The organism is Pseudomonas sp. LAIL14HWK12:I10 (genome assembly GCF_900184205.1).
GTDB lineage: Bacteria > Pseudomonadota > Gammaproteobacteria > Pseudomonadales > Pseudomonadaceae > Aquipseudomonas > Aquipseudomonas kermanshahensis.
The window spans coordinates 452553-472844 of the sequence record NZ_FXWU01000005.1; the positions used below are offsets into that span (position 1 = coordinate 452553).

The following is a 20292-nucleotide window of genomic DNA, read 5'->3' on the forward strand; positions in this document are numbered from 1 at the left end:
CCTGCCGTGCTCGCCCTTGATGGGCGATCATGGGTCTACACCTGACGAGGCATTGTTAGCCACGCAGTAACCGTCCCGCCCCTGCCCCTTGGCCTGGTACAACGCGCTATCTGCCGCCGCCATCAGGCGCTCGGGCGTTATGGCTTGCCGAGCCGGGTCGCCGATCGCCATGCCGGCACTGAACGTCACCCGCCCCAAGGGGCTGCCACCGTGCTCGATCACATGGCGGCGCAACACCTGCTGTATTTCCTGCACGACAAGCTCGGCACCCGGCCCATCGGTGTCGGGCATCAATAGCGTGAACTCTTCGCCACCGAAGCGCACCGCCAGGTCTGCCGGGCGCTTCAACGCCTGTTGCAGCAGCTCGGCGAAACGCCGCAGGCACTGGTCGCCGGCAAGGTGCCCGTAACGGTCGTTGTAAGCCTTGAAGTAGTCGAGGTCGAGCATCACCAGCGCTACCGGGTAACCTTGCCGTCGAGCCCGCCGCACCTCGGGCTCGAACACTGCATCCAGCCGCCGGCGGTTGCCAAGCCCAGTCAGGCTGTCGGTCATGGCCAGGGATTTCAGCGTCTGGTGCGCCTGGTGCAAGGCGCGCTCTATCACAATGCGTTCGCGCAGTTGGCGCAACACTACCCCGCCGAACGCTGCCAACCCCACCAACAACAGCAACAGCACAGCCACTGATTTGATCGCGTCGTGCCGCCAGGGCGCCACTATGGATTCCCGCGACAGGCCAGCCTCTACCACCAACGGGTAACTCGACAGCGCCCGGTAGGCATATAGGCGAGGCGTGCCATCGACTACCGCGACTGCCTCGACCAGCCCTTCATCGGCATAGGGCAAGTGGTTGCGAAAGACTTCGCTGTTGGCCAATGTGCGCCCAACGACCCTCGAAACGAACGGGCGACGGACCAGAATCGTACCGTCACGCTTGGCCAGCACCAGCGCGCCACGCTCGTCGATCTTGAAATCGCCGTAATAGCGCACGAACCAGTCCACTTTGATCGTGCCCAACAGCACCCCGGCAAAATGCCCGTCGGGGTATTCCAGACGCCGCGAGATGGGAATGATCAAGTCGCCGGTCGAGCGGCTGCGCACCACCGAACCGATGCGTACCTGCCGGTCGCGATGATTGCGGTGGTAAACGAAATAGTCGCGGTCAGCATTGTTGAGGTTGGGCGGTAGGGTCGCCTGGTCGGTAACCAGCCAGCGGCCATCCGCGCCATACACGAACAGCCCGTGCAGCTGCGGCATGAGCGCTTTTTGTCGCGCGAGCAACGCCTGCAGGCGCGGGCGGTTCATATGCTCGAAGCCATCGCCCTCCAGGCGCTCGGCCAAGGACGCGCTGACGACATCCACTTGGCGAATAGCGTCCTCGGCGTGTTGCGCCGTCGCCCGAGCCAGGTTGGTCACCATGTTTTCGGCATTGCTGAACGCGTGACGGTAATCACGCCAGATACGCCAGCCTTCCACCATCACGAAGGCCAGCATCACCACCACCATGAATGCCAGGACCTGGCGGAACAATGCCACGGCGCGGCCCTCGCCCGCTACCGCGAGGTGCCCATCGTCATCCTGTTTCCTGGCTGCGCACATCCTATTCCCTTGTCGTCTCGCGTTCGCCGCTTATGACTATAGTTCAGCGCTGCTTACGCGAAGCCAGCTCGATCCACACCGGTGCATGGTCGCTGGCCTTGGGTTCGTTGCGTACCCAGGCATCCACGCCTGCGGTCTTGAGGTAAGGCGCAAGCTCAGGGTTGAGCAACACATGATCGATACGCAACCCGGCGTTACGCTGCCAGTGATTGCGAAAATAGTCCCAGAAGGTATAAACCCGCTCGTCAGGGTGCAGGTGGCGCAGCGCATCTGTCCAGCCCTGGTTGAGCAAACGCTGGTAGCAATCGCGGGTCTCAGGTTGCAGCAACGCGTCCTTGAGCCAGGAGCGCGGGTTATAGATGTCGAAATCGGTGGGGACGACGTTGAAATCGCCGGCTAACACTGCCGGGTGCCCGCTCTTTTGCAAACTGGCCGCATGGTCGATCAGGCATTGGAACCAGCGCAGTTTGTAGTCGAACTTAGGCCCGGGTTGCGGGTTGCCGTTGGGCAGGTAGAGGCAGCCGATGATCAGCCCCTGCACCGCTGCCTCCAGGTAGCGGCTCTGGGCGTCATCCTCCATGCCGGGTAGGCCGCGGCGCACTTCGAGTGGCTCACTGCCACGCGCGAGAATGGCAACGCCGTTCCACGAAGGCTGCCCTTGGTACAAACACCCGTAGCCCACTGCTTCAAGCGCTTCACGCGGGAACTGCTGGTCGGGCGCTTTCAGCTCTTGCAGGCAGGCAATGTCAGGCTTCTCTCGCTCTAGCCAGGCGATCAATGCCGGCAATCGGCTGCGAATGCCGTTGATATTGAAGGTGGCGATCTTCAGCGCTTTCATGCGTCAGGGTCGTCGACATGCGCCTGTACTGCATCTTCGAGCGCGTTGATGTGCGCCTGGTCGGCCAAGGCCTTCAGCTGCAACCAGTCATCCCAGTCGATGGCGCCGTCATCACGCAGGGCTTCGGCCGTGCGCACCAGTCCATGGTGATAGGCATCTGGCGATTCGCGGCGGTAACTGATGTCGTCGTACTGCGCGTACCAGGCCTCAAGCTCGGGAATGCTGCGTTCGATGCTCATGTACGTGGCTCCTCGCTACCCACTTTGAATGTGTGAGCGCAGGTCTTGGCCAACGTTCAACCACGCTGAGAAAGCAGAGGACAGAAAGGCGGTGCTGAACAACTACCGTGGAGAAAAAGCTGTGGCAAAGCGTCGATAATGTGACTACTACGGACTTCTGCGCTCAGCGCTACTATCGCTCCTCACGGGTGTGCCACAGTCGCAGCAGGTAAATAGTGGAGTCCACGATCTCGTAGCGCATTTCGTAAAGACCTATCTGAATTCGGCGCACATCCCGGGGCTCGAACTCTTCTAGACGTTCACCAATGCGCGGGTTGGCGATCAACGTGGTCGGCGCTGCTGTAAGTTGCTGAACCGTGCGTGCAGCGGCAGGTTGATTCACAGATGCCAGAAACTCGTACAGCCTGGCAATGTCGGACAGTGCCTTGCTTGTCCACTTCAACACCATCAGCGCGGTACCGGCAACGGAGTATCGGTGCTGAGGCTGTCAGCCCAGGCCTGCACAGCTTGGTGGTCAATCACGCTACCCGCGTCAACATCAGCCAAGGCCTCTCGGGTCAGGCGGCTACGCTCTTCTTCTTGGTCTATCCAGGCGGACAGGGCCTGCTTGACTATCCAATTTTTGGAGCGCTCAAGACGCTCTGCCATTAAATCGACTTTTTGGGCGAGTTGCTCAGGGACATGAGCTGTGACAGTACGGGTTTTCGCGGCAGTTGCCATGATAGGGTTGCTCCTGAACATTACGTGATTCAAAGTTAATCATAGTGAGTAATCAAGTGCCGTCAAGAGCACTTTCAGGTGCTCAACTGCGCTCGACAAGCGCTCAATGCCTCATCGCGCTCTAGCAGCTCATCCTGCAGACGCTGCACTTGGCGCACCTGTTCGGCATACAGTTCGCGCTTGTCTTCCAGGTTTTGCGTTTGCACATCCAACTGCCGCCGCATTTCCTCGGTCGCCCCTTGGGCTTGAGCCAAAATCGTTCGCAGGCCCTGAATCTGCGCGTCCCGCTGTTCAAGCAGTTCGTCACGTGCCTTGCGTTCGCTGGTGGCCTGGCGATGCTCGCCGAGCAAGCGCTCGTTATCACGGTGCAGGCGGGTCAGTTCGTCCTGCTTGACCATCATGCCCTGCTGCAGTTGCCGTACTTCAACTTGCAACTGTTGCAGTTGCGCCTCGTGGCGGCGCTGGTCCTGCTCGCGCTGTTCGCGGCTGGCGCTGCGGTAGTGCTCCAGGGCATCGCGGGCGTGGCGATGCTTGTCTTCGAGTGACCGCACCTGCTCTTCCTTGTCGTTCAGGCGCAGCTGCAACTCGCCCAATGACTGATTGAGGCTGGCACTGCGCAGTTGCTCAGCCTGCAAGGTGCTTTGCGTGGACAGCAGTTTCTCCGATTCGGCAGCCAGTGCCGCGTCCTGGATCTTTTGCTGTTGATGCGCCGCAGCCAGCGCTTCTTGGGCCAGCTGCAATTGTGCTTCGAGCTGTTCGCGTTGCTGGGTGAAAACGCGTTCGGCCTCTTCGATGCGTATATCCGCCTCTTCCTGCAGCTGTGTTGCCAACTGCCCGACAAACCGCCCAAGCGTATCGCTCAACCCAGGGGCGCCCGCCGTGGCCACGGTTTGCTGGCCATTGAGCTCCTTCAGGTAGCGATGAATCGTGCTTTTCGAGCCAGTGTTGCCCAGCTCGATACGTACCGCATCGATGCTGGGGTTCTCCCCGCGGGCGATCAGCGCCTGACGCGCTTGCTGCACTACCACCTTGTTGATACCGCCCCGGGCCATGCGTGCTCCTACAATTTTGTACTGGAATACGTAATATGTAATTACGTACTAATTTTGACCGGTCGGCACCTCTAATTCAAGTGCTATCTAACATAGAATAATCACGGCTTATCGCATGTGAGGGACCAAATAAGCGGTTTTTGACTGGGAAACGCGTACACGAAGCGCAGAAAGCAAAACGCCCCGCCTGGCAAAAGCCAGCGGGGCGTTGCGTTTGCAGCGTGCAGCGGTGTCAGGCCAGGCGTTCGACCTGCGCCGGCGTACGCCGCATCAGCACCTTGCCGTTGCGCACCGACACCAGCGCATGCCCCTGGCTGCGCACCATCTCGTAGTCATCCGGCGCCGACAGCAGCAGCAGGTTCGCCGGCCGCCCCACCTCGATGCCATAACGCTCCCCCAGGTTGAGCGTGCGGGCGCTGTTGTCGGTGATCAGGTCCAGGCAGCGTTGCAAGTCTTCGTAACCGAGCATGTGGCAGATGTGCAGCCCGGCTTCAAGAATGCGCAGGATGTTGCCATTGCCCAGCGGGTACCAGGGGTCGACGATCGAGTCCTGGCCAAAGCACACGTTCATGCCCGCCCGGTCGATCTCCGCCACGCGGGTCACGCCGCGGCGCTTGGGGTAGCTGTCGAAGCGCCCTTGCAGGTGAATGCTCTCGGTCGGGCACGAGACGAAGTTGATGCCCGACAACTTGAGCAAACGGAACAGCTTGTAGCAGTAGGCGTTATCGTAGGAGCCCATGGCCACGGTGTGGCTGGCCGTGACCCGGGCGCCCATGTTGCGCACCCGCGCTTCTTCGGCCAGCACTTCGAGAAAGCGCGACTGCGGGTCGTCGGTTTCGTCGCAGTGCACGTCCACCAGGCAGCCGGTTCGCTCGGCCAGGTCCATCAGGAACTTGACCGACGACACGCCCTGGTCGCGGGTGTTTTCGAAATGCGGAATACCGCCGACCACGTCGGCGCCGATGGCCACGGCTTCGGTCATCAGCGCCCGGCCGTTGGCGTACGACTCGATGCCCTCCTGCGGGAAGGCGACGATCTGCAGGTCGACCAAATGGCGCACCTCCTCACGCACTTGGACCATGGCCTTAAGGGCAGTGAGCTTGGGGTCGGTGACGTCGACATGGGTGCGCACATGCTGGATGCCGTGGTCCACCAGCATATTGATGGTCTTCTTGGCGCGGCCCTTGATGTCTTCGTGGGTGGTGATTTCCTTGCGCTCGGCCCAGCGTTCGATGCCTTCGAACAACGTGCCGCTCATGTTCCACTTCGGCTCGCCGGCCGTCAGGGTGGCATCCAGGTGAATGTGCGGCTCGACAAAGGGAGCAACCACCAGGTTCTGTTTGGCATCCAGGTCATCAGCGCCTGGTGCCACCGGGTCGGCCTGTGGCGTGATGCTGGCGATGCGGTCACCGTTCAGTTCGATGCGAAACAGGCCAGCCTTGCCTCGCAGTTTTGCGTTGATGATGTTCATGGCGTTACTCCTTGCCTTGGGCTTCGGTCATGCGCCACACCAGCATGGCGACCGAAGCATTCATACGGAAAAGCGGGTCGCCCAGCGACTGCCCGCTCAGGTGTTCGATGCGTTGAATGCGTTGATTGATGGTATTGCGGTGCAGCCCCAAGCGTTGCGCGGCCTTCAGGCCGTTGCCGTTTTCCTTGAGCAAGGCATCGAGGGTATGCACCAGTGTATTCGGGTGCTTGCGGCCGGGCGCGATCAGCGGCCCTAGTGTCTGGGCCACGAAGTCGTCGATCAATGACCGATCGACGATCCCTTGCAACAAGCGCAGCACGCCCAGCTCGCTGAAATCGCAATAGCCATTGGCGGGACGCAGGTTTTGCGCCACTTCCAGGGCCTGGCGGGCCTCGTTGAGCGCGCGGCGGTAGTGCGCGCAATCTTCCGCGAGGCTCGACAGCCCCATATAGAGGCCCAGCTCCCCTGCCACGCCCGCCAATTGCCGGTGCAGCGCGCCCAGCGTAGCAGGCAAGCCCGGTGCATCGGGCAGCAACAGTACGAACAGGTCGCCCGGCAAGTGGGCCGTCACGCTGCCCGGCCGGCTGCGGCACCAGGCCTCGAGCTGGTCTTCAAGGGCTTGGCGAATGCCTTGCCACAAGCGCTCGCCTTGGGCCAGCCCATGGCGCTCGAATACGCCATCGACGCCCGACAAACGCAGCGCCAGCAGGCGTCGCGGCTCGTCCAGCGCCAGGGCCAGGTGCGTTGCCCGTTGCCGGGCGATGGCCAGGCTTGGGTAGTCGCCGGTCAACAGCTGCCCGAGGATGTCGTTGCGCGAGCGGCGCACCTGGGTCATCTGCACCAGGGCCGTGCCGATCAGGTGGGTGACCACGACCATTTTCAGCGCATAGGGCTGCTCAATCAACGGCAAGCCCAGTTGCTCGGCGCGGGCAACCACCGCTGGCGGGATAGCCTGGATGAAAGTGCCACCGGTGAGGATCACCAAGCCGGCAATACCCACGGCCTCGCCGTCTTCCACCAGGCTCAGCAGGTTGGCCTCGCCACGCGGGTGGTTGATGCCGGTGACGAACACCAGTTCACCGCCCATCACCCACTCGGCGATGCCCTCGTTCTCTGCGACGTAAGGCCAGCGCACCCGACGCTGCAGGTTGCGTGCGCCTGCGCGCACGGTCATCTCCTGCAAGCCAGGCAGGTGCAGAATGTCTGCCAGTGCCAGGCTCACGGCTCGACACCGGCCTCGCCCACCACCCGGCGTCGGCCGCTCAGTTCAAGCAAGAGGATGTAGCACAGCGCCGAGGCAGCAATACCTACCAACGGCGCAACCCAGGGCGAGGCATACGCCAGTACCGCGCCGACGGCATAGGCACAAAGCCCCCTCAGGTTGTAACGCGGCAGGGTGGCTGTGGCCAATGCGGGATACTGGCCACGGTGGCGATACCAGAAATCGGCCATGATCACCCCACCTACCGGCGGGATGACCGAACCCAACAGCACCAGAAACGGAATCAGCAATTCGTACATGCCGCCAATCGCCAGCACAATGCCCACCCCTGCCGCCACCAGCGTCGCGGTTCGCCGTCGCTCACTGCGCAGCAGGTGGCAGGCAGCTGCCGACACGTTGTAGATGGTCGGGCCCTGGATGGTCCAAAGGTTCAGGCAGAGCATCACCACCGCCGCGAACGACAGGCCCTGCAGCATCATCACCTCGACGATGTCGGCCTGCTGATACACCATCGCGCACCAGGCACCGGCAACCACCATCAGGCCGTTGCCCAGCAGAAACGCAACGATGCTGGCAACCACCGCCACCCGCCCGCTGCGTGCCAGGCGTGTCCAGTTGGTGGCCTGGGTGGCGCCGCTGGCGAAGGTGCCGAAGACCATGGTCACGGCCGCCGAAAAAGTCATGGTCTCGTGTGGCACCACCGCGGCAAGGCCAGCAAAGCCACCCGCATCGTGGGTGGCGATGTACATCGACACCAGCAACAGCACGAACATCAAGGGCACTGATACCCGCGACAACAGGTCCAGCCCTTTGAAGCCGATAATGGCCGTAATACTGAAGCCCAGGCCGAACAGCACCATCAGCGGCACAGTGAAGCCGCCCGCCAGGCCCAACAATTTGACCAGCACGATCGCTACGGTCGCGGTGCCCCAGGCGTACCAGCCCAGTTCAGCGAACCCCAGCAAGAAGTCGGAAAGTCGGCTGCCCGCTTCACCGAAACAGAAGCGGCCCATCAACACGGTATTCAGCCCACTGCGTGACGCGATGAACGCCAGGGTTGCGGCGTATAACGCCAACAGCGTGTTGCCGACCGTGGCAACCCACAGCATGTCGACGAAGTTGAAGGCCATGCCCAATTTGCCACCGGCGAACATCGTGCCAGTGAAGAACGTGAAGCTGAACAGCACCATCGCTATCGGTAGCAGGCCCTTGCGGGACGACTGCGGGGCTTCGCAAAGCGGGAATTCGGTTGGTGAGCTCATTGCACGGGGCTCCGGGTGGTAATCGGGAGCAGGAAGAGCAATATGCGGGCCGGTTTTACAAGGGATGGAAACCGAAGCGCAACGGGCGAACAGCACAGACAATACTGTGCACTCTGCACATTTAAGCATCGAATGAGGCGAGATGATGTGTGCCAGCTGCCTTGATTTGAGGCATTTACGCACCAAAGGTGAACAGCGCTGAGTAGTTTTCACCCATGCTTCAGCCAGGGCTTTTGCCCGCAAGGCCCCAGCGTCGCGGGCAAGCACACGCCTTAAATGCATTATTCAAATATCAGCGCTAATTTTTATTCGTAAAAATAATAATAAAAATAGATCAAAACAGTATTTCTTCCCGCCCCTACCCCCTTGCTACAGTCCCCTCAGACCCGACCCCTCGCATGGTGGAGGCCCCGATTCATCCTCCTGCGAGCTCAGCCCTTGAAACGGCGGACATGGCAGAACGGATGATCGGCAAACGATCATTTCCTCCGTGAGGTACTGCCATGAGCCAACCTGCTGCGCGCCACAGTGTCGCCCGCCTGCCCAACCGTGATCATCGCCTGCAAATCACCGCTGCGCCCACGTTAAGCGACCCGCTCGCCGAGCGCCTGCACCGCAAGCAGCGCCTTGCAGCGTCCTATCGGCTGTTCGCCGAACTGGGCTTTGAAGTAGGCCTGGCCGGCCATTTTACGGCACGCGACCCGATCGAGACCGACCACTACTGGATCAACCCCTTGGGAGTGCCGTTCTCGCACATCCGCACCCGTGACCTGCTGCGGGTAAACGGCGAAGGCCAGGTGGTCGAAGGTGACGGCCTGCTTAATACCAGCGCCCTTGAGCTGCATTACGCGTTGCAACGCGCCCGGCCTGACGTGGTGGGTATCGCCCACCTGCATGGCTTCCATGGGCGGGCCTGGTCAGCGCTGGGGCGTTTGTTCCAGCCGATCACTGCAGAGTCGTCTGCCTTCGCCGGTGAGCAGGTGCTGTTCGACCGCCACGCCCTGCGCACGCCCGAAGGCGGCCTGCTGCAAGACCGCGACCAAGTGGCACAAGCGTTTGTCGAAACCTTCGCCGACAACAACCTGCTGGTCTGGCAGAACCACGGCCTGTGGACCACGGGCCAGACTGTGGAAAGCGCCGCCTGGCGCTTCATCCTCGCCGACGACAGCGCCCGCGCCCACCTGCTGGCTTACGCTGCCGGCCAACCGCGTATCCCGGACCTGGACGAAGCCCCCGTCAACCCTGCCCAGCGCGAGCTGTTCGGTTGGCTGAACTTCCTGCCGCTGTGGGACCGCATCGTCCAGCAACAACCCGACCTGTTGGACTGAGGCGCACCCTATGGCAATCAGCATCAGCCGCCGCACCTTCCTACGCTACAGCGCCATTGCCGGGCTGGCCGTAGGCTTGGCCCCCGCCCTGGCACGCGCCAATGAAGCCTTGCGGGTTTGGCGCTACAAGGGCCAGGCCGCGAGTTTTCTCGCCGACGCGGGCCAAGCGCAAACACCCTACCCGCTGCACTGGGTAGACGTGCCCGGGGGCGCCATGGTGCTGGAAGCCTTTGCCAGCAACAGCCTCGACTACGCCTTCATGAGCCCGGTGTTGCCGCTGTTCGCCAGCGTGGCCGGTAACCCGCTGGTGTTGATCGCCAGCTACCAAGGCGAGCAGAACCGCAGCAATGTGATCGTCAAACGCGGCAGCGGCATCGCCTCCATCGCTGACCTCAAGGGCAAGCGCGTGAGCTTCGTCCGCGCCACCGACACCCACTACCTGATACTCAACCTGCTGCGCGACAACGGCCTGACCCTTGCCGATATCCAGGCCAGGCCCATGCCTGCCCGGGATGCGCTGGTGGCATTTCAAAACGGCCACCTGGACGCCATCGTCGCCGGCGGTATCGGTGCCCTGCAAGCGCAGACGGCCATGGATGGCATGGCGCTGGCCGACGCCAGCCCCTATCACTGCGGCAACTACCTGATTGCAACCACCGCCCAGACGTTGCAGCAGCCGGACAAACAGGCCGCCATTCGCGACTTTTTGCAGCGCGAAAAAGCCACTTGGGACTGGGTCGAGCACAACCCCCATGAATGGGCTGCACGTAACCAAGCCCTTACCGGGATTTCCAGCGACCTCTATTTGCAACAGTTCGCGCAACGTCAGCAGCCCTGTCGGCTATTGCCCGTCAGCCAGGCAGACATCGTTGCCCAGCAGCACATCGCCGACCTGTTCCACGACAGTGGGCTGATCCGCCAGGCACTGGATGTGCGGGGCTTCTGGGACGACCGCTTCACCCCCTTGCTCAGCGGCTAGAGACCCCCGCGGCAACCCCGCACCGGCGCGCGCCGGACGATTCACAGGCACCTCAGCCACGGGAGCAACGGACCTCCTGCGGGCCAGGCTGCGCCTGCACTGCGTGAAACACCTTATGAGAGCCCGTTCGATCGCACATCCAGGGCCTGATCTGCCAATCGAACCCAAGGAACAGTCATGAAGTCTGTGTTTACCTCTTTAACGCTGGCACCCGCCGTATTCGCTGGCTACCTGCTCACCCCCCTGGCCATGGCAGCGGAGGATGATGCCGCCCTCGACACGGTGATCGTCACCGGCTCGCGGGGCAGCGAAGTGCGTACCGTCACCAGCAGCCCAGCACCGATCGACGTCATCGACAGCAAGCAACTGGAGCAAACCGGCGAGTCCAGCCTGCGCGGTGCCCTGCAGAAAACGCTGCCATCGTTTTCCCAGCGCCCTTCCGGTTCGTCCAATGACAGCATCGCCCGCCCCTATAGCTTGCGCGGGCTTAACGGCTCCAACGTACTGGTGCTGGTCAACGGCAAGCGCCGCCACAACAGCGCAGTGATCAACCTCGACTCCACCGCCGCCTACGGGACCAACCCGGTGGACCTGGACATGATCCCCATCAGTGCCATCGACCACGTCGAAGTACTGCGCGACGGCGCCTCGGCGCAGTACGGCTCCGATGCCATCGCCGGGGTGATCAACATTATCCTCAAGCAGCGCGACAACGGCGGATCGGCCAGCACCCAGTACGGCCAATACTATGAGGACGGCGACGGCGGTAACCTGCGCCAAACCCTCAACCAGGGACTGGCCCTGGGCGACAACGGCGGCTTCTTCAACTATGCGCTGGACGCCAAGTCGGTCCAGACCGCCACCCGCTCACGCGCCGCCACCGGCAACCTGTATTTCGCCGGCGACCCCCGCAACGACACCGCCGACCGCGAAGTGCAAAAAAACGGCCTGCCCAAGATCAAGGCCATCAACCTGTCGTATAACGCCGAACTGCCGGTGAGCGACGCGCTGACCCTGTATTCCTTCTCGACCTTCAGCAAGCGTGATGCCCGCGGCGGGCAAAACTACCGCCGGCCCAATTCCACCAACATCATCCCCGAGATCTACCCGGACGGCACCGCCCCCTTCTACACCCTGGAAGAAACCGACTACCAGGCAGCCGCCGGTGGCAAGGGTGAGTTCGCCGAATGGCACTGGGACCTGAGCTCCACCTTCGGCCGCGACAAAGGCCAAGCCGGTGCCGATGAAACCCTCAACGCCTCGCTCGGCCCGACCAGCCCGACCCGCTTCGACACCTATACCAATACCTTCGACCAGTGGACCAACAACCTCGACCTGACCCGCGCCTTCGAGGTTGGCCTGGCCAAGCCCTTGCAGGTTTCCTGGGGCCTGGAACACCGCCACGAACGTTACAAGACCGAGTCCGACGACCCGCTCTCGTACATCAACGGCGGCTACTTCTACCCCAGCGGCCCCTTGGCAGGCCAACCGGCAGCGGTGGGCGCCCAAGGCGCCATTACCCTGACCCCGGAGGATGAAGGCCAACTCAGCCGCAACAGCTACGCCAGCTACCTCGACCTGGGCCTGAACCCGACGGAAAAACTCTGGCTCGGCGTGGCCGCGCGCTTCGAAAAATACGATGACAGCAGCGGCAATACCCGCAGCGGCAAGTTTTCCGCACGGTACGACTTCACCCCAACCTTTGCCCTGCGCGGCACCCTCAGCAACGGCTTTCGCGCCCCGTCGCTGTCGCAGTCGGTCTACGCCCAGACCGCCAACCAGTACACCACCGTCGACGGTGTGGCGCAGTTCGTCGAAGCCAAGACCGTGCGGGTGGATTCGCCGTTGGCCAAAGCCCTGGGCGCCGAAGACCTCAGCCCGGAAAAGTCACGCAACATCAGCCTCGGCCTGACCTGGCAACCCTTGCCGCAGGCCAGCGTGACCCTGGATGCCTACCAAATCGAAATCCGCGACCGCATTGCATTGACGGGCTTTCTTTATGGCAACGGCGTCGATCAGCAACTGGTCGCCAACGGCTACAAGCCAGGCTACCGCGTCAAGTACTTCACCAACGCAGCTGACACCACCACCCGTGGCGTCGACCTGGTGGCCGACTACCGCGTCGACTATGGGCGCTTTGGCCGGGTCAAGTACGGCCTGGGGGTCAACTACAACAAGACCATCATCGACGACATCAAGCAGACACCGGCATCGCTGCGCGCCGCAGGCAACAACCTCGAACTGTTCGACCGCGTCGCCCAGGGTTACCTGACCGTGGCCAACCCCAAGACCAAGCTGATGCTCAGCGCCAACTGGCAGATCGAGCGCTTCACCATCAACGCCGGCCTGACCCGCTACGACAAAGTCATCGCCCGCGACGCCAACCCCGATTATGACGTGACCTACGGCGCCAAGTGGCTGACTGACCTGGAAGTCGCCTACGCCCTGACCGACCACTTCGATGTCGCCGTGGGTGCTAACAACCTGTTCGACGTACGTGCCGACAACAACGGCTACCCCGCCGGCGATACCAATGGCTTCCCCAAGTTCGGTGCCATTTCGCCGTTCGACCCTTACGGTGGCTTCTGGTACACGCGCATCGCCTACAACTTCTGACCCCACTCACACAGCGCCCGCCGTGTGTGGCGGGCGCCAGGAGAAGCACCATGAGCCACGGCCCGTTCATACTCGGCGCGTTCATCCCCGGCACCCTCAGCGGCAGCGCCTGGCGCCTTCCGGAGGCACCGCTCGATACCTTCAAGAGCCTGGAGCATTACCAATACATTGCCCGCAAGCTGGAAGCCGGGCGGTTTCACGCGCTTTTTTTCAACGACACGCTCGACGTCAAACTCGACCTGGCCCTGCAGCGTGGCCCTAACAGCGTGCGTTGGGACCCCTTGATCCTTGCCCCGGCGCTGGCCGCCAGCACCCGCCATATCGGCCTGATCGCCACGGCCAGCAGTACTTATAACGAGCCCTACAACATCGCCCGCAAATTCGCTGCACTGGACCACCTGAGCGGAGGCCGAGCCGGCTGGAACCTGGTGACCTCGCTGGGCGGCGGCGAAAACTTCAACCGCCAGGAGCACGTCGAACACGATGACCGCTACGCCCGTGCCGAAGAGTTCTACGACGTGGTCAGTGGCCTATGGGACAGCTGGGCCGACGATGCCTTTGTCCAGGACAAGGCCAGTGGCACCTGGCTGGACATCGACAAACTGCATGTGCTCGAACATCAAGGCGAACACTTCCAGGTGCGCGGGCCGCTCAACGTGGCGCGATCGCCGCAAGGTCATCCGGTGGTCGCCCAGGCCGGCGCTTCTGTAGCTGGCAAGCGGCTGGCGGCGCGGGTTGGCGAATTGATCTTCACCGCCCAGCACACCATCGCCCAAGGCCAGGCGTTCTACCAGGAGACCAAGCAGGCCGCCGCCGGTTTCGGGCGCCGTGCCGATGCACTGAAAGTGTTGCCCGGCGTCTCGCCGGTAGTGGGCAAGACACTGGCTGAAGCCCAGGCCAAGTACGACCGCCAGCAAGAGCTCTTGGAACCCAAGGCCTTCCTCAGTTCCATCTCGCGTTTCGCCAGCCTCGGCTACGACCTCTCGGAGTTGCCCTTCGACGAAGTGGTGCCCCTGCCCCCAGAGACCTTCACCACCAACACTCACCAGAGCCGACAAAAGCTGGTGTTCGACCTGATCCGCCGTGAGCGGCCGACCGTGCGGCAGCTGTTCAACCAACTCACCTCCGGCGGCCATCGCATCCTGATCGGCACCCCGCAGAGCATCGCCGATGACCTGCAGGCCTGGTACGAAGCCGGCGCCGCCGATGGCTTCAACATCATGTTCAGCGGCCTGCACTCAGCCATCGATGACTTCGTAGATGGCGTGGTCCCAGAGCTGCAACGTCGCGGCCTGTTCCAGCGCGAATACGCCGGCACCACCCTGCGGCAAAACCTAGGCCTGCCTTACCGCGCCAACCGTTTCTTTTAAGGAGAGCCCATGTTCCGACCCCTGGCGACACTGAGCCTGGCCATTGCCCTGAGCCTGGCCGGCTGCGATGGTAAAAGCGCGCAGCAGGCCAACCTGGGTGCCCCGGCGCAGCCGCAGCATGGCGGCGTGCTGCGGGTGGCGTTCGACGGCGACCCCAACTGCATCGACCCGCAACAGGCGGGCAACAACACCGCCCTCAACGTTGGCCGGCAATTGGTGGACTCGCTGACCGATCAAAACCCGCAGACCGCCGAGATCGTGCCCTGGCTGGCCGAGCGCTGGGAAGTCAGCGACGACTCGCGCCAGTTCACCTTTCACCTGCGTGAAGGGGTGACCTTCAGCGACGGCAGCGCGCTGGACGCCGCAGCGGTCAAGGCCAATTTCGAGGCCATCGTCGCCCTCGGTGCCCAGGCACAACTGGCCAGTACTTACCTGGCTGGCCTTGAAACCGTCGAAGTCATTGGGCCGCTGAGCGTGCGCATCCGCTTCAAACAGGCCAACGCGCAGTTCCTTCAGGCGACCTCGACCATGAGCCTGGGGCTGCTGGCACCCAGTACCCTGGCACGTAGCGCCGAACAACGCTGTCAGGGCGCCTTGGTGGGCTCCGGGCCATTCAACGTAAAAAGCTTCGAGCACAACCGCCTGGTGCGCATCGAAGCCCGCGCCGATTACGCCTGGCCGTCTTCGCTGGCCGAACACAAGGGCCGTGCCTGGCTGGAGGCTATCGAGTTTCACATCCTGCCCGAGTCCGGTGTGCGCCTGGGCAGCCTGCTATCCGGGCAAATCGACGTGAACACCAGCGTGCCGGTACAGGACGAAGCGGTGCTGCAGGCCCAGGGCATTGCGTCCATCGCACGGTCTAATCCAGGCATCGTCTTCAACCTGACGCCCAACGAGTCCCGCCCGCCGCTGGACGATGCCAAGGTGCGTCAGGCACTGAACAAGGCGATCGACCGCAGCCAGTTCAAGGGCGTGATTTCCCGCTACCAGAAACCAGCAAGTTCCGTGCTCGCCAGTAGCACGCCCTACTACCAGGACCTAAGCGCGGTGCTCGCCTATGACCCACAAGGTGCCGGCCAACTGCTGGACAGCGCTGGCTGGCACAAGGGCGCCGACGGTTGGCGGCAGCGTGATGGCAAGCGCTTGAGCTTTGCCCTCGACTACTGGCAGGCCAGCACACCGGTGCTGGAACTGGTACAGCAGCAACTGCGCCAGGCCGGCATCGAGCTGCGCCTGAACAAGTCCACCATCGGCCAAGTCAGCCTGCTGCAGACATCGCTGAACTACGAACTGTGGTTCTTCAACCTGACCCGCGCCGACCCGGACGTGCTGCGCACGGTGTTCCTCGCCAGCGGGCGCAACGTCAACGTGCGAGGCCCGCTCGCACTGGACCAGACCCTGATCGATTCGGCCGCCAGCCTCGCTGTGCAAACGCGCGGAGCGTTGATCCACCAGGCCAGCCGCGAGCTGCTCGAGCAGGGCCACGTGATCCCGCTGGTCGAGGCCGCTACGGTCACGGCGTTCCGCGATGCGGTGCGCGGCCTGCATTACGAGGCATCGACCCGCTTGCAGTTCTACGACACCTGGCTGGTACAACCGGGGAGTCTTTAACCGATGAACGCCTTGAACCATCACCCCGCGCACCTGTGGCGCCTGGCCCAGTCACTGCTGGTGCTGTGGGCAGCGTTTAGCCTGTCGTTTGCCATCCTTTATGGGCTGCCCGGTGACCCGGTAGCGATCCTGCTGGCGCAAAGTGGCGAACCGGGCTCGGCAGACCCGGTCAAGGTCGCTGAACTGCGCGCTCGCTATCACCTCGACGGCAGCCTTTGGCAGCAGTACACCGGTGCGCTGTGGCGGTTGCTGCAGCTCGACCTGGGTACTTCGCTGCAGACCGGCAAGCCCGTCACCGCAGCACTTGCAGCGGCGTTGCCGGCCACCCTGGCGTTGGCCTTCACGGCGCTTGGCCTGGCGCTGCCACTGGGCATCTGCCTAGCGCTCGCGGCCCATCGCGTACGCCAGCGACCGTTGCAGAGCGTGCTGCACAATGCCCCTGCCGTGGTGGTGTCGCTGCCGACCTTCTGGGTCGGGCTGGTGCTGCTGCAACTGTTTTCCTTTCAACTGCACTGGTTGCCGGCCATGGGTGGGCAAGGCCTGGCCAGCCTGGTTCTGCCGGCCGTGACCTTGGCCCTGCCGTGCGCGGCGATGATCGCCCAGGTGCTTGGCCGCTCGATCGCCACGGTCAGCCAACAGCCCTTTGTGCAGGCCCTGCGCAGCAAGGGTGTCGGGCCATGGCGGTTGCTTGGCGTGCATGTTCTGCACAACGCAGCGATCCCCTTGTTGAGCCTGGCCGGCACCCTGCTGGGCAACCTGCTGGCCGGCGCGGTGGTGACCGAAACCGTGTTCTCCCGTGATGGCATCGGGCGCTTGGCCCAAGGTGCTGTCGCCAGCCAGGACATCGCCGTGGTCCAGGGCGTAGTACTGCTGGCCGCCGCCTTGTACGTGCTGACCAACCTGCTGACCGACCTGGCCTACCCGTTGCTCGACCCCCGTATCCGCCAAGGAAGCCGCCCATGATTCTGCAACCTGCCTACCGCCTGGCACGCCCGGTGCGCTGGCCAAGCCTGCCACTGACACTGAGCGTGGCCTTGTTCATCGTGGTGCTGGGCTGGGCCTTCTGGCCGAACCTGTTCAGCAGCGCCGACCCGCTGCTGGCTGACCCAAGCCAGGCCCTGCAAGCCCCCTCCGCCGACCACTGGTTCGGCACGGACCACCTGGGCCGCGACCTGTATGCGCGTTGTGTGCATGGCGCGGCACTGTCGCTGCAGGCCACCAGTATCGCGGTACTGATCGCCCTGGTCGCCGGCAGCCTGCTGGGGGGCATTGCCGGCTGGTTCGGTGGCGTCGCCGACCGGCTGCTGGCGATGGGGGTGGAAGTCCTGATGGCGATTCCTGCCTTGTTGTTGGCGATGGCCATCGTCACTGCCCTGGGTTTTGGCACGCTGGAAATTGCCCTGGCCGTGGGGCTTTCCTCGGTGGCGATGTTCGCCCGCCTGGCACGTGGCGAAGTCTTGCGCTGGCGCCGCCGCAGCTTTGTCGAGGCGGCGCAGGTGGCCGGGGTTGGCAGTTGGACCAACCTTTGCCGCCACGTGCTGCCACATGCCGCAGGGCCGTTGCTGGCCCTGGCCGCACTGGAATTCGCCAGCGCCGTGTTGGCCGTCTCGGCCCTGAGCTTTCTTGGCTTTGGCGCGCCGCCGCCCCAGCCGGAATGGGGCTTGCTGATCGCCGAGGGGCGCAACTACATGGTCGTCGCCTGGTGGTACACCACCTTGCCGGGCCTGATGGTGGCTGCGGTGGTCCTGGCCACTCAACAACTGGCGCGCAGCCTGCAACAACTTCAAGGAGCAGCGTGATGAGTTCACCACTGGTTCGTATCCGCCAGTTCCGCGTCGACTACCCCGGCAGCCAACAACCCGCCGTGCAGGCGCTGGACCTGGAGATTGGCGCGGGCGAAATCGTCTGCCTGGTCGGCGAGTCCGGCTCAGGCAAGTCCACTACCGCGGCCGCGCTGGCGGGTCTGTTGCCGGCTACAGCACGGCAAAACGGCCAACTGTGGCTGCAGGGCCAGGCGCTCGACACCTTCAATGAGCGCGACTGGCAAACCCGCCGTGGCCGCCTGGTCGGCTTCGTGCCACAAGACCCAGGCACGTCGCTGGACCCAGTCAAGATCATCGGCGCGCAGGTGATCGAAGCCATGACCGTGCATGGCGTAGCGCACAGTGAAGCCCATGCCAAGGCGCTGGTCTTGTTGCAGCAAGTTGGCCTCAAGGCACCTGAGCAACTGCTGCGGTGCTACCCCCATCAGTTGTCGGGCGGCATGTGCCAGCGGGTATTGATTGCCATTGCCCTGGCCAATGACCCGCCGCTGCTGATCGCTGACGAGCCCACCAGCGCCCTCGACGTGAGTGTCCAGCGGCAGATCCTCGACCGTTTGCAGCATTTGGTGCGCGCGCGCGGCAGCAGCCTGTTGCTGATCACCCATGACTTGGCGGTGGCGCTGGACCGGGCCGACCGTATTCTGGTCATGCGCCACGGCCAACTGCTCGAAAGCGGCACGCCCGAACACCTGTGGCATACCCCCAGCCACCCCTACACCCGCCAGTTGCTCAATGCCTCACCCTTGGCGCGGTTGCAGCAGCGTCGTACCCGCCCGGCCGATCACCCTGCGGCGCCCTTGCTGCAGGTCACTGGGCTGCAGCGGCGCTTCAACCGCCAGGGGCCGGCGGCGGTGGCGGATGTCAGTTTCAGCCTGCCTCGTGGCAGCACTACCAGCCTGGTTGGCGAGTCGGGCTCTGGCAAGTCGACCACGGCGCGCATCATCCTGGCCCTGGAGCAGGCCGACGCAGGCAGCGTGTTGTTTGATGGCGAGCAGGTGCTTGGCGCAGGGCGCAAGCAGTTGCAGGCCTATCGGCGCCGGGTGCAGTTGGTCTACCAGAACCCTTGGGCTGCACTCGACCCGCGGCACAACCTGCTGGACATCATCAGTGAGCCGCTGCGCGCCTTCGCCATCGGCAACCGGCGCGATGATCGCCAGCGGGTGGTCGAGCTGCTGGAGCGTGTCGGGCTACCTGCCGACTTGCTGCAGCGGCGCCCTGGCCAGTTGTCCGGTGGGCAACGGCAACGGGTCGCCATCGCCCGTGCGCTGGCCGCCGAGCCGGAACTGCTGGTACTGGATGAGCCGCTGTCGGCGCTGGACGCACCGGTGCAGGCGCAAGTGCTGGAGTTGTTGCAGACCTTGCAACGCGACCTGGGCCTGACCTACCTGTTCGTGTCCCACGACCTTGCCACGGTACGCGGCATCAGCGACCAGGTGCTGGTGATGAGCCAGGGCAGGCTGGTGGACCAAGGGCCTACCGAGCAGGTATTCGAGCAACCAGCGAGTGAGTACACACGCCGCTTGCTGGCGGATATGCCAGGGTGGCGAGGCCTGCAGCCGGCCCCACTAGCCCTGCCTTCCCGTCAAGCGCGATCCGGGTAGGAGCAGCCTTGTGCCGCGAAGAGGCCAGTGGCAACAGCGAAGATTAATGGTGTCTTCGCCGGCCTCTTCGCAGCGCAAGGCTGCTCCTACCTGGAATTGAGCTGCCTCCGAAACCGCATTCAAGCAGCCCGCCGTCCAGGCATTCCTCCTGCGCGGACGTGGCTTTTGCCACATCGCAGCCAACCCCCTAGCCCTGCCTTCCCGTCATGCGCGATCCGGGTAGGAGCAGCCTTGTGCTGCGAAGAGGCCAGTGGCAGCAGCGAAGATTAATGGTGTTTTCGCCGGCCTCTTCGCAGCGCAAGGCTGCTCCTACCTGGAATTGAGCGCCCCCCCAAACCGCATTCAAGCAGTCCGCCGTCCAGGCATTCCTCCAGCGCGGACGTGGCTTTAGCCACATCGCAGCCAACCCACTAGCCCTGCCTTCCCGCCATGCGCGATCCGGGTAGGAGCAGCCTTGTGCTGCGAAGAGGCCAGTGGCAGCAGCGAAGATTAATGGTGTCTTCACCGGCCTCTTCGCAGCACAAGGCTGCTCCTACCTGGAATTGAGCGCCCCCCCAAACCGCA

General features: G+C 63.4%; 17 protein-coding genes. 8 read left to right on the forward strand and 9 right to left on the reverse strand.

Going from position 1 to position 20292, the window contains the following annotated elements:
• Positions 1-27: 27 nt before the first annotated feature.
• The 9 genes from QOS90_RS14600 to codB all read right to left on the reverse strand — a co-directional run bounded on the left by QOS90_RS14600 (position 28) and on the right by codB (position 8400).
• A complete protein-coding gene (locus tag QOS90_RS14600; protein WP_085272824.1) occupies positions 28-1596 on the reverse strand; it encodes a sensor domain-containing diguanylate cyclase in 1569 nt (522 codons plus the stop codon).
• A gap of 43 nt (positions 1597-1639) precedes the next feature.
• Entirely contained in the window at positions 1640-2434 is a 795-nt protein-coding gene (gene xth / locus QOS90_RS14605; protein ID WP_027593193.1) for an exodeoxyribonuclease III, read from the reverse strand.
• A complete protein-coding gene (locus tag QOS90_RS14610) occupies positions 2431-2673 on the reverse strand; it encodes a hypothetical protein (protein ID WP_085272823.1) in 243 nt (80 codons plus the stop codon). The genes xth and QOS90_RS14610 overlap by 4 nt, the downstream gene beginning before the upstream one ends.
• A gap of 172 nt (positions 2674-2845) precedes the next feature.
• Positions 2846-3121, reverse strand: coding sequence for a type II toxin-antitoxin system RelE/ParE family toxin (locus QOS90_RS14615; protein WP_027593191.1), 276 nt, complete (start codon positions 3119-3121; stop codon positions 2846-2848).
• On the reverse strand, positions 3121-3393 hold the full coding sequence (locus QOS90_RS14620; RefSeq protein ID WP_027593190.1) for a CopG family ribbon-helix-helix protein: 273 nt from the start codon (positions 3391-3393) through the stop codon (positions 3121-3123). The genes QOS90_RS14615 and QOS90_RS14620 overlap by 1 nt, the downstream gene beginning before the upstream one ends.
• A gap of 74 nt (positions 3394-3467) precedes the next feature.
• Positions 3468-4445 (reverse strand): DNA-binding protein, encoded by a 978-nt coding sequence (locus tag QOS90_RS14625; RefSeq protein ID WP_085272822.1) that lies wholly within the window; start codon positions 4443-4445, stop codon positions 3468-3470.
• 232 nt (positions 4446-4677) lie between these two features.
• The gene (gene codA, locus QOS90_RS14630) at positions 4678-5916 is read right to left on the reverse strand and encodes a cytosine deaminase (RefSeq protein WP_085272821.1); all 1239 of its coding nucleotides are present in this window, start codon (positions 5914-5916) and stop codon (positions 4678-4680) included.
• Positions 5917-5920: 4 nt separating this feature from the next.
• Positions 5921-7138 carry a PucR family transcriptional regulator gene (locus QOS90_RS14635; protein WP_085272820.1) on the reverse strand — a complete coding sequence of 406 codons (1218 nt, stop codon included), beginning with the start codon at positions 7136-7138 and terminating at the stop codon, positions 5921-5923.
• On the reverse strand, positions 7135-8400 hold the full coding sequence (codB, locus tag QOS90_RS14640; RefSeq protein WP_085272819.1) for a cytosine permease: 1266 nt from the start codon (positions 8398-8400) through the stop codon (positions 7135-7137). Before codB ends, QOS90_RS14635 begins: the two co-directional genes overlap by 4 nt.
• Before the next feature lie 503 nt (positions 8401-8903).
• Between codB and QOS90_RS14645 the strand changes: the two genes are divergently transcribed.
• The 8 genes from QOS90_RS14645 to QOS90_RS14680 all read left to right on the forward strand — a co-directional run bounded on the left by QOS90_RS14645 (position 8904) and on the right by QOS90_RS14680 (position 19728).
• Positions 8904-9728 (forward strand): class II aldolase/adducin family protein, encoded by an 825-nt coding sequence (locus QOS90_RS14645; protein WP_085272818.1) that lies wholly within the window; start codon positions 8904-8906, stop codon positions 9726-9728.
• A 10-nt stretch (positions 9729-9738) separates the two neighbouring features.
• The gene (locus tag QOS90_RS14650) at positions 9739-10707 is read left to right on the forward strand and encodes an ABC transporter substrate-binding protein (RefSeq protein WP_085272817.1); all 969 of its coding nucleotides are present in this window, start codon (positions 9739-9741) and stop codon (positions 10705-10707) included.
• 177 nt (positions 10708-10884) lie between these two features.
• On the forward strand, positions 10885-13323 hold the full coding sequence (locus tag QOS90_RS14655; RefSeq protein WP_027593183.1) for a TonB-dependent receptor plug domain-containing protein: 2439 nt from the start codon (positions 10885-10887) through the stop codon (positions 13321-13323).
• A 50-nt stretch (positions 13324-13373) separates the two neighbouring features.
• Entirely contained in the window at positions 13374-14693 is a 1320-nt protein-coding gene (locus tag QOS90_RS14660; protein WP_085272816.1) for an LLM class flavin-dependent oxidoreductase, read from the forward strand.
• 9 nt (positions 14694-14702) lie between these two features.
• Positions 14703-16304, forward strand: a complete 1602-nt coding sequence (locus QOS90_RS14665) for an ABC transporter substrate-binding protein (protein WP_085272815.1) — start codon at positions 14703-14705, stop codon at positions 16302-16304.
• Positions 16305-16307: 3 nt separating this feature from the next.
• On the forward strand, positions 16308-17267 hold the full coding sequence (locus QOS90_RS14670; RefSeq protein ID WP_085272814.1) for an ABC transporter permease: 960 nt from the start codon (positions 16308-16310) through the stop codon (positions 17265-17267).
• Positions 17264-18103: an ABC transporter permease gene (locus QOS90_RS14675; protein WP_085272813.1), complete on the forward strand. Its 840-nt coding sequence runs from the start codon at positions 17264-17266 to the stop codon at positions 18101-18103. Before QOS90_RS14670 ends, QOS90_RS14675 begins: the two co-directional genes overlap by 4 nt.
• Positions 18103-19728: a dipeptide ABC transporter ATP-binding protein gene (locus QOS90_RS14680; protein ID WP_085272812.1), complete on the forward strand. Its 1626-nt coding sequence runs from the start codon at positions 18103-18105 to the stop codon at positions 19726-19728. The genes QOS90_RS14675 and QOS90_RS14680 overlap by 1 nt, the downstream gene beginning before the upstream one ends.
• Positions 19729-20292 lie beyond the last annotated feature (564 nt).

Coding starts and splice junctions, on each gene's coding strand:
- QOS90_RS14600 (WP_085272824.1), bottom strand. CDS start 1,596: ATGTGCGCAGCCAGGAAACAGGATGACGATGGGCACCTCGCGGTAGCG.
- xth (WP_027593193.1), bottom strand. CDS start 2,434: ATGAAAGCGCTGAAGATCGCCACCTTCAATATCAACGGCATTCGCAGC.
- QOS90_RS14610 (WP_085272823.1), bottom strand. CDS start 2,673: ATGAGCATCGAACGCAGCATTCCCGAGCTTGAGGCCTGGTACGCGCAG.
- QOS90_RS14615 (WP_027593191.1), bottom strand. CDS start 3,121: ATGGTGTTGAAGTGGACAAGCAAGGCACTGTCCGACATTGCCAGGCTG.
- QOS90_RS14620 (WP_027593190.1), bottom strand. CDS start 3,393: ATGGCAACTGCCGCGAAAACCCGTACTGTCACAGCTCATGTCCCTGAG.
- QOS90_RS14625 (WP_085272822.1), bottom strand. CDS start 4,445: ATGGCCCGGGGCGGTATCAACAAGGTGGTAGTGCAGCAAGCGCGTCAG.
- codA (WP_085272821.1), bottom strand. CDS start 5,916: ATGAACATCATCAACGCAAAACTGCGAGGCAAGGCTGGCCTGTTTCGC.
- codB (WP_085272819.1), bottom strand. CDS start 8,400: ATGAGCTCACCAACCGAATTCCCGCTTTGCGAAGCCCCGCAGTCGTCC.
- QOS90_RS14645 (WP_085272818.1), top strand. CDS start 8,904: ATGAGCCAACCTGCTGCGCGCCACAGTGTCGCCCGCCTGCCCAACCGT.
- QOS90_RS14650 (WP_085272817.1), top strand. CDS start 9,739: ATGGCAATCAGCATCAGCCGCCGCACCTTCCTACGCTACAGCGCCATT.
- QOS90_RS14655 (WP_027593183.1), top strand. CDS start 10,885: ATGAAGTCTGTGTTTACCTCTTTAACGCTGGCACCCGCCGTATTCGCT.
- QOS90_RS14660 (WP_085272816.1), top strand. CDS start 13,374: ATGAGCCACGGCCCGTTCATACTCGGCGCGTTCATCCCCGGCACCCTC.
- QOS90_RS14665 (WP_085272815.1), top strand. CDS start 14,703: ATGTTCCGACCCCTGGCGACACTGAGCCTGGCCATTGCCCTGAGCCTG.
- QOS90_RS14670 (WP_085272814.1), top strand. CDS start 16,308: ATGAACGCCTTGAACCATCACCCCGCGCACCTGTGGCGCCTGGCCCAG.
- QOS90_RS14675 (WP_085272813.1), top strand. CDS start 17,264: ATGATTCTGCAACCTGCCTACCGCCTGGCACGCCCGGTGCGCTGGCCA.
- QOS90_RS14680 (WP_085272812.1), top strand. CDS start 18,103: ATGAGTTCACCACTGGTTCGTATCCGCCAGTTCCGCGTCGACTACCCC.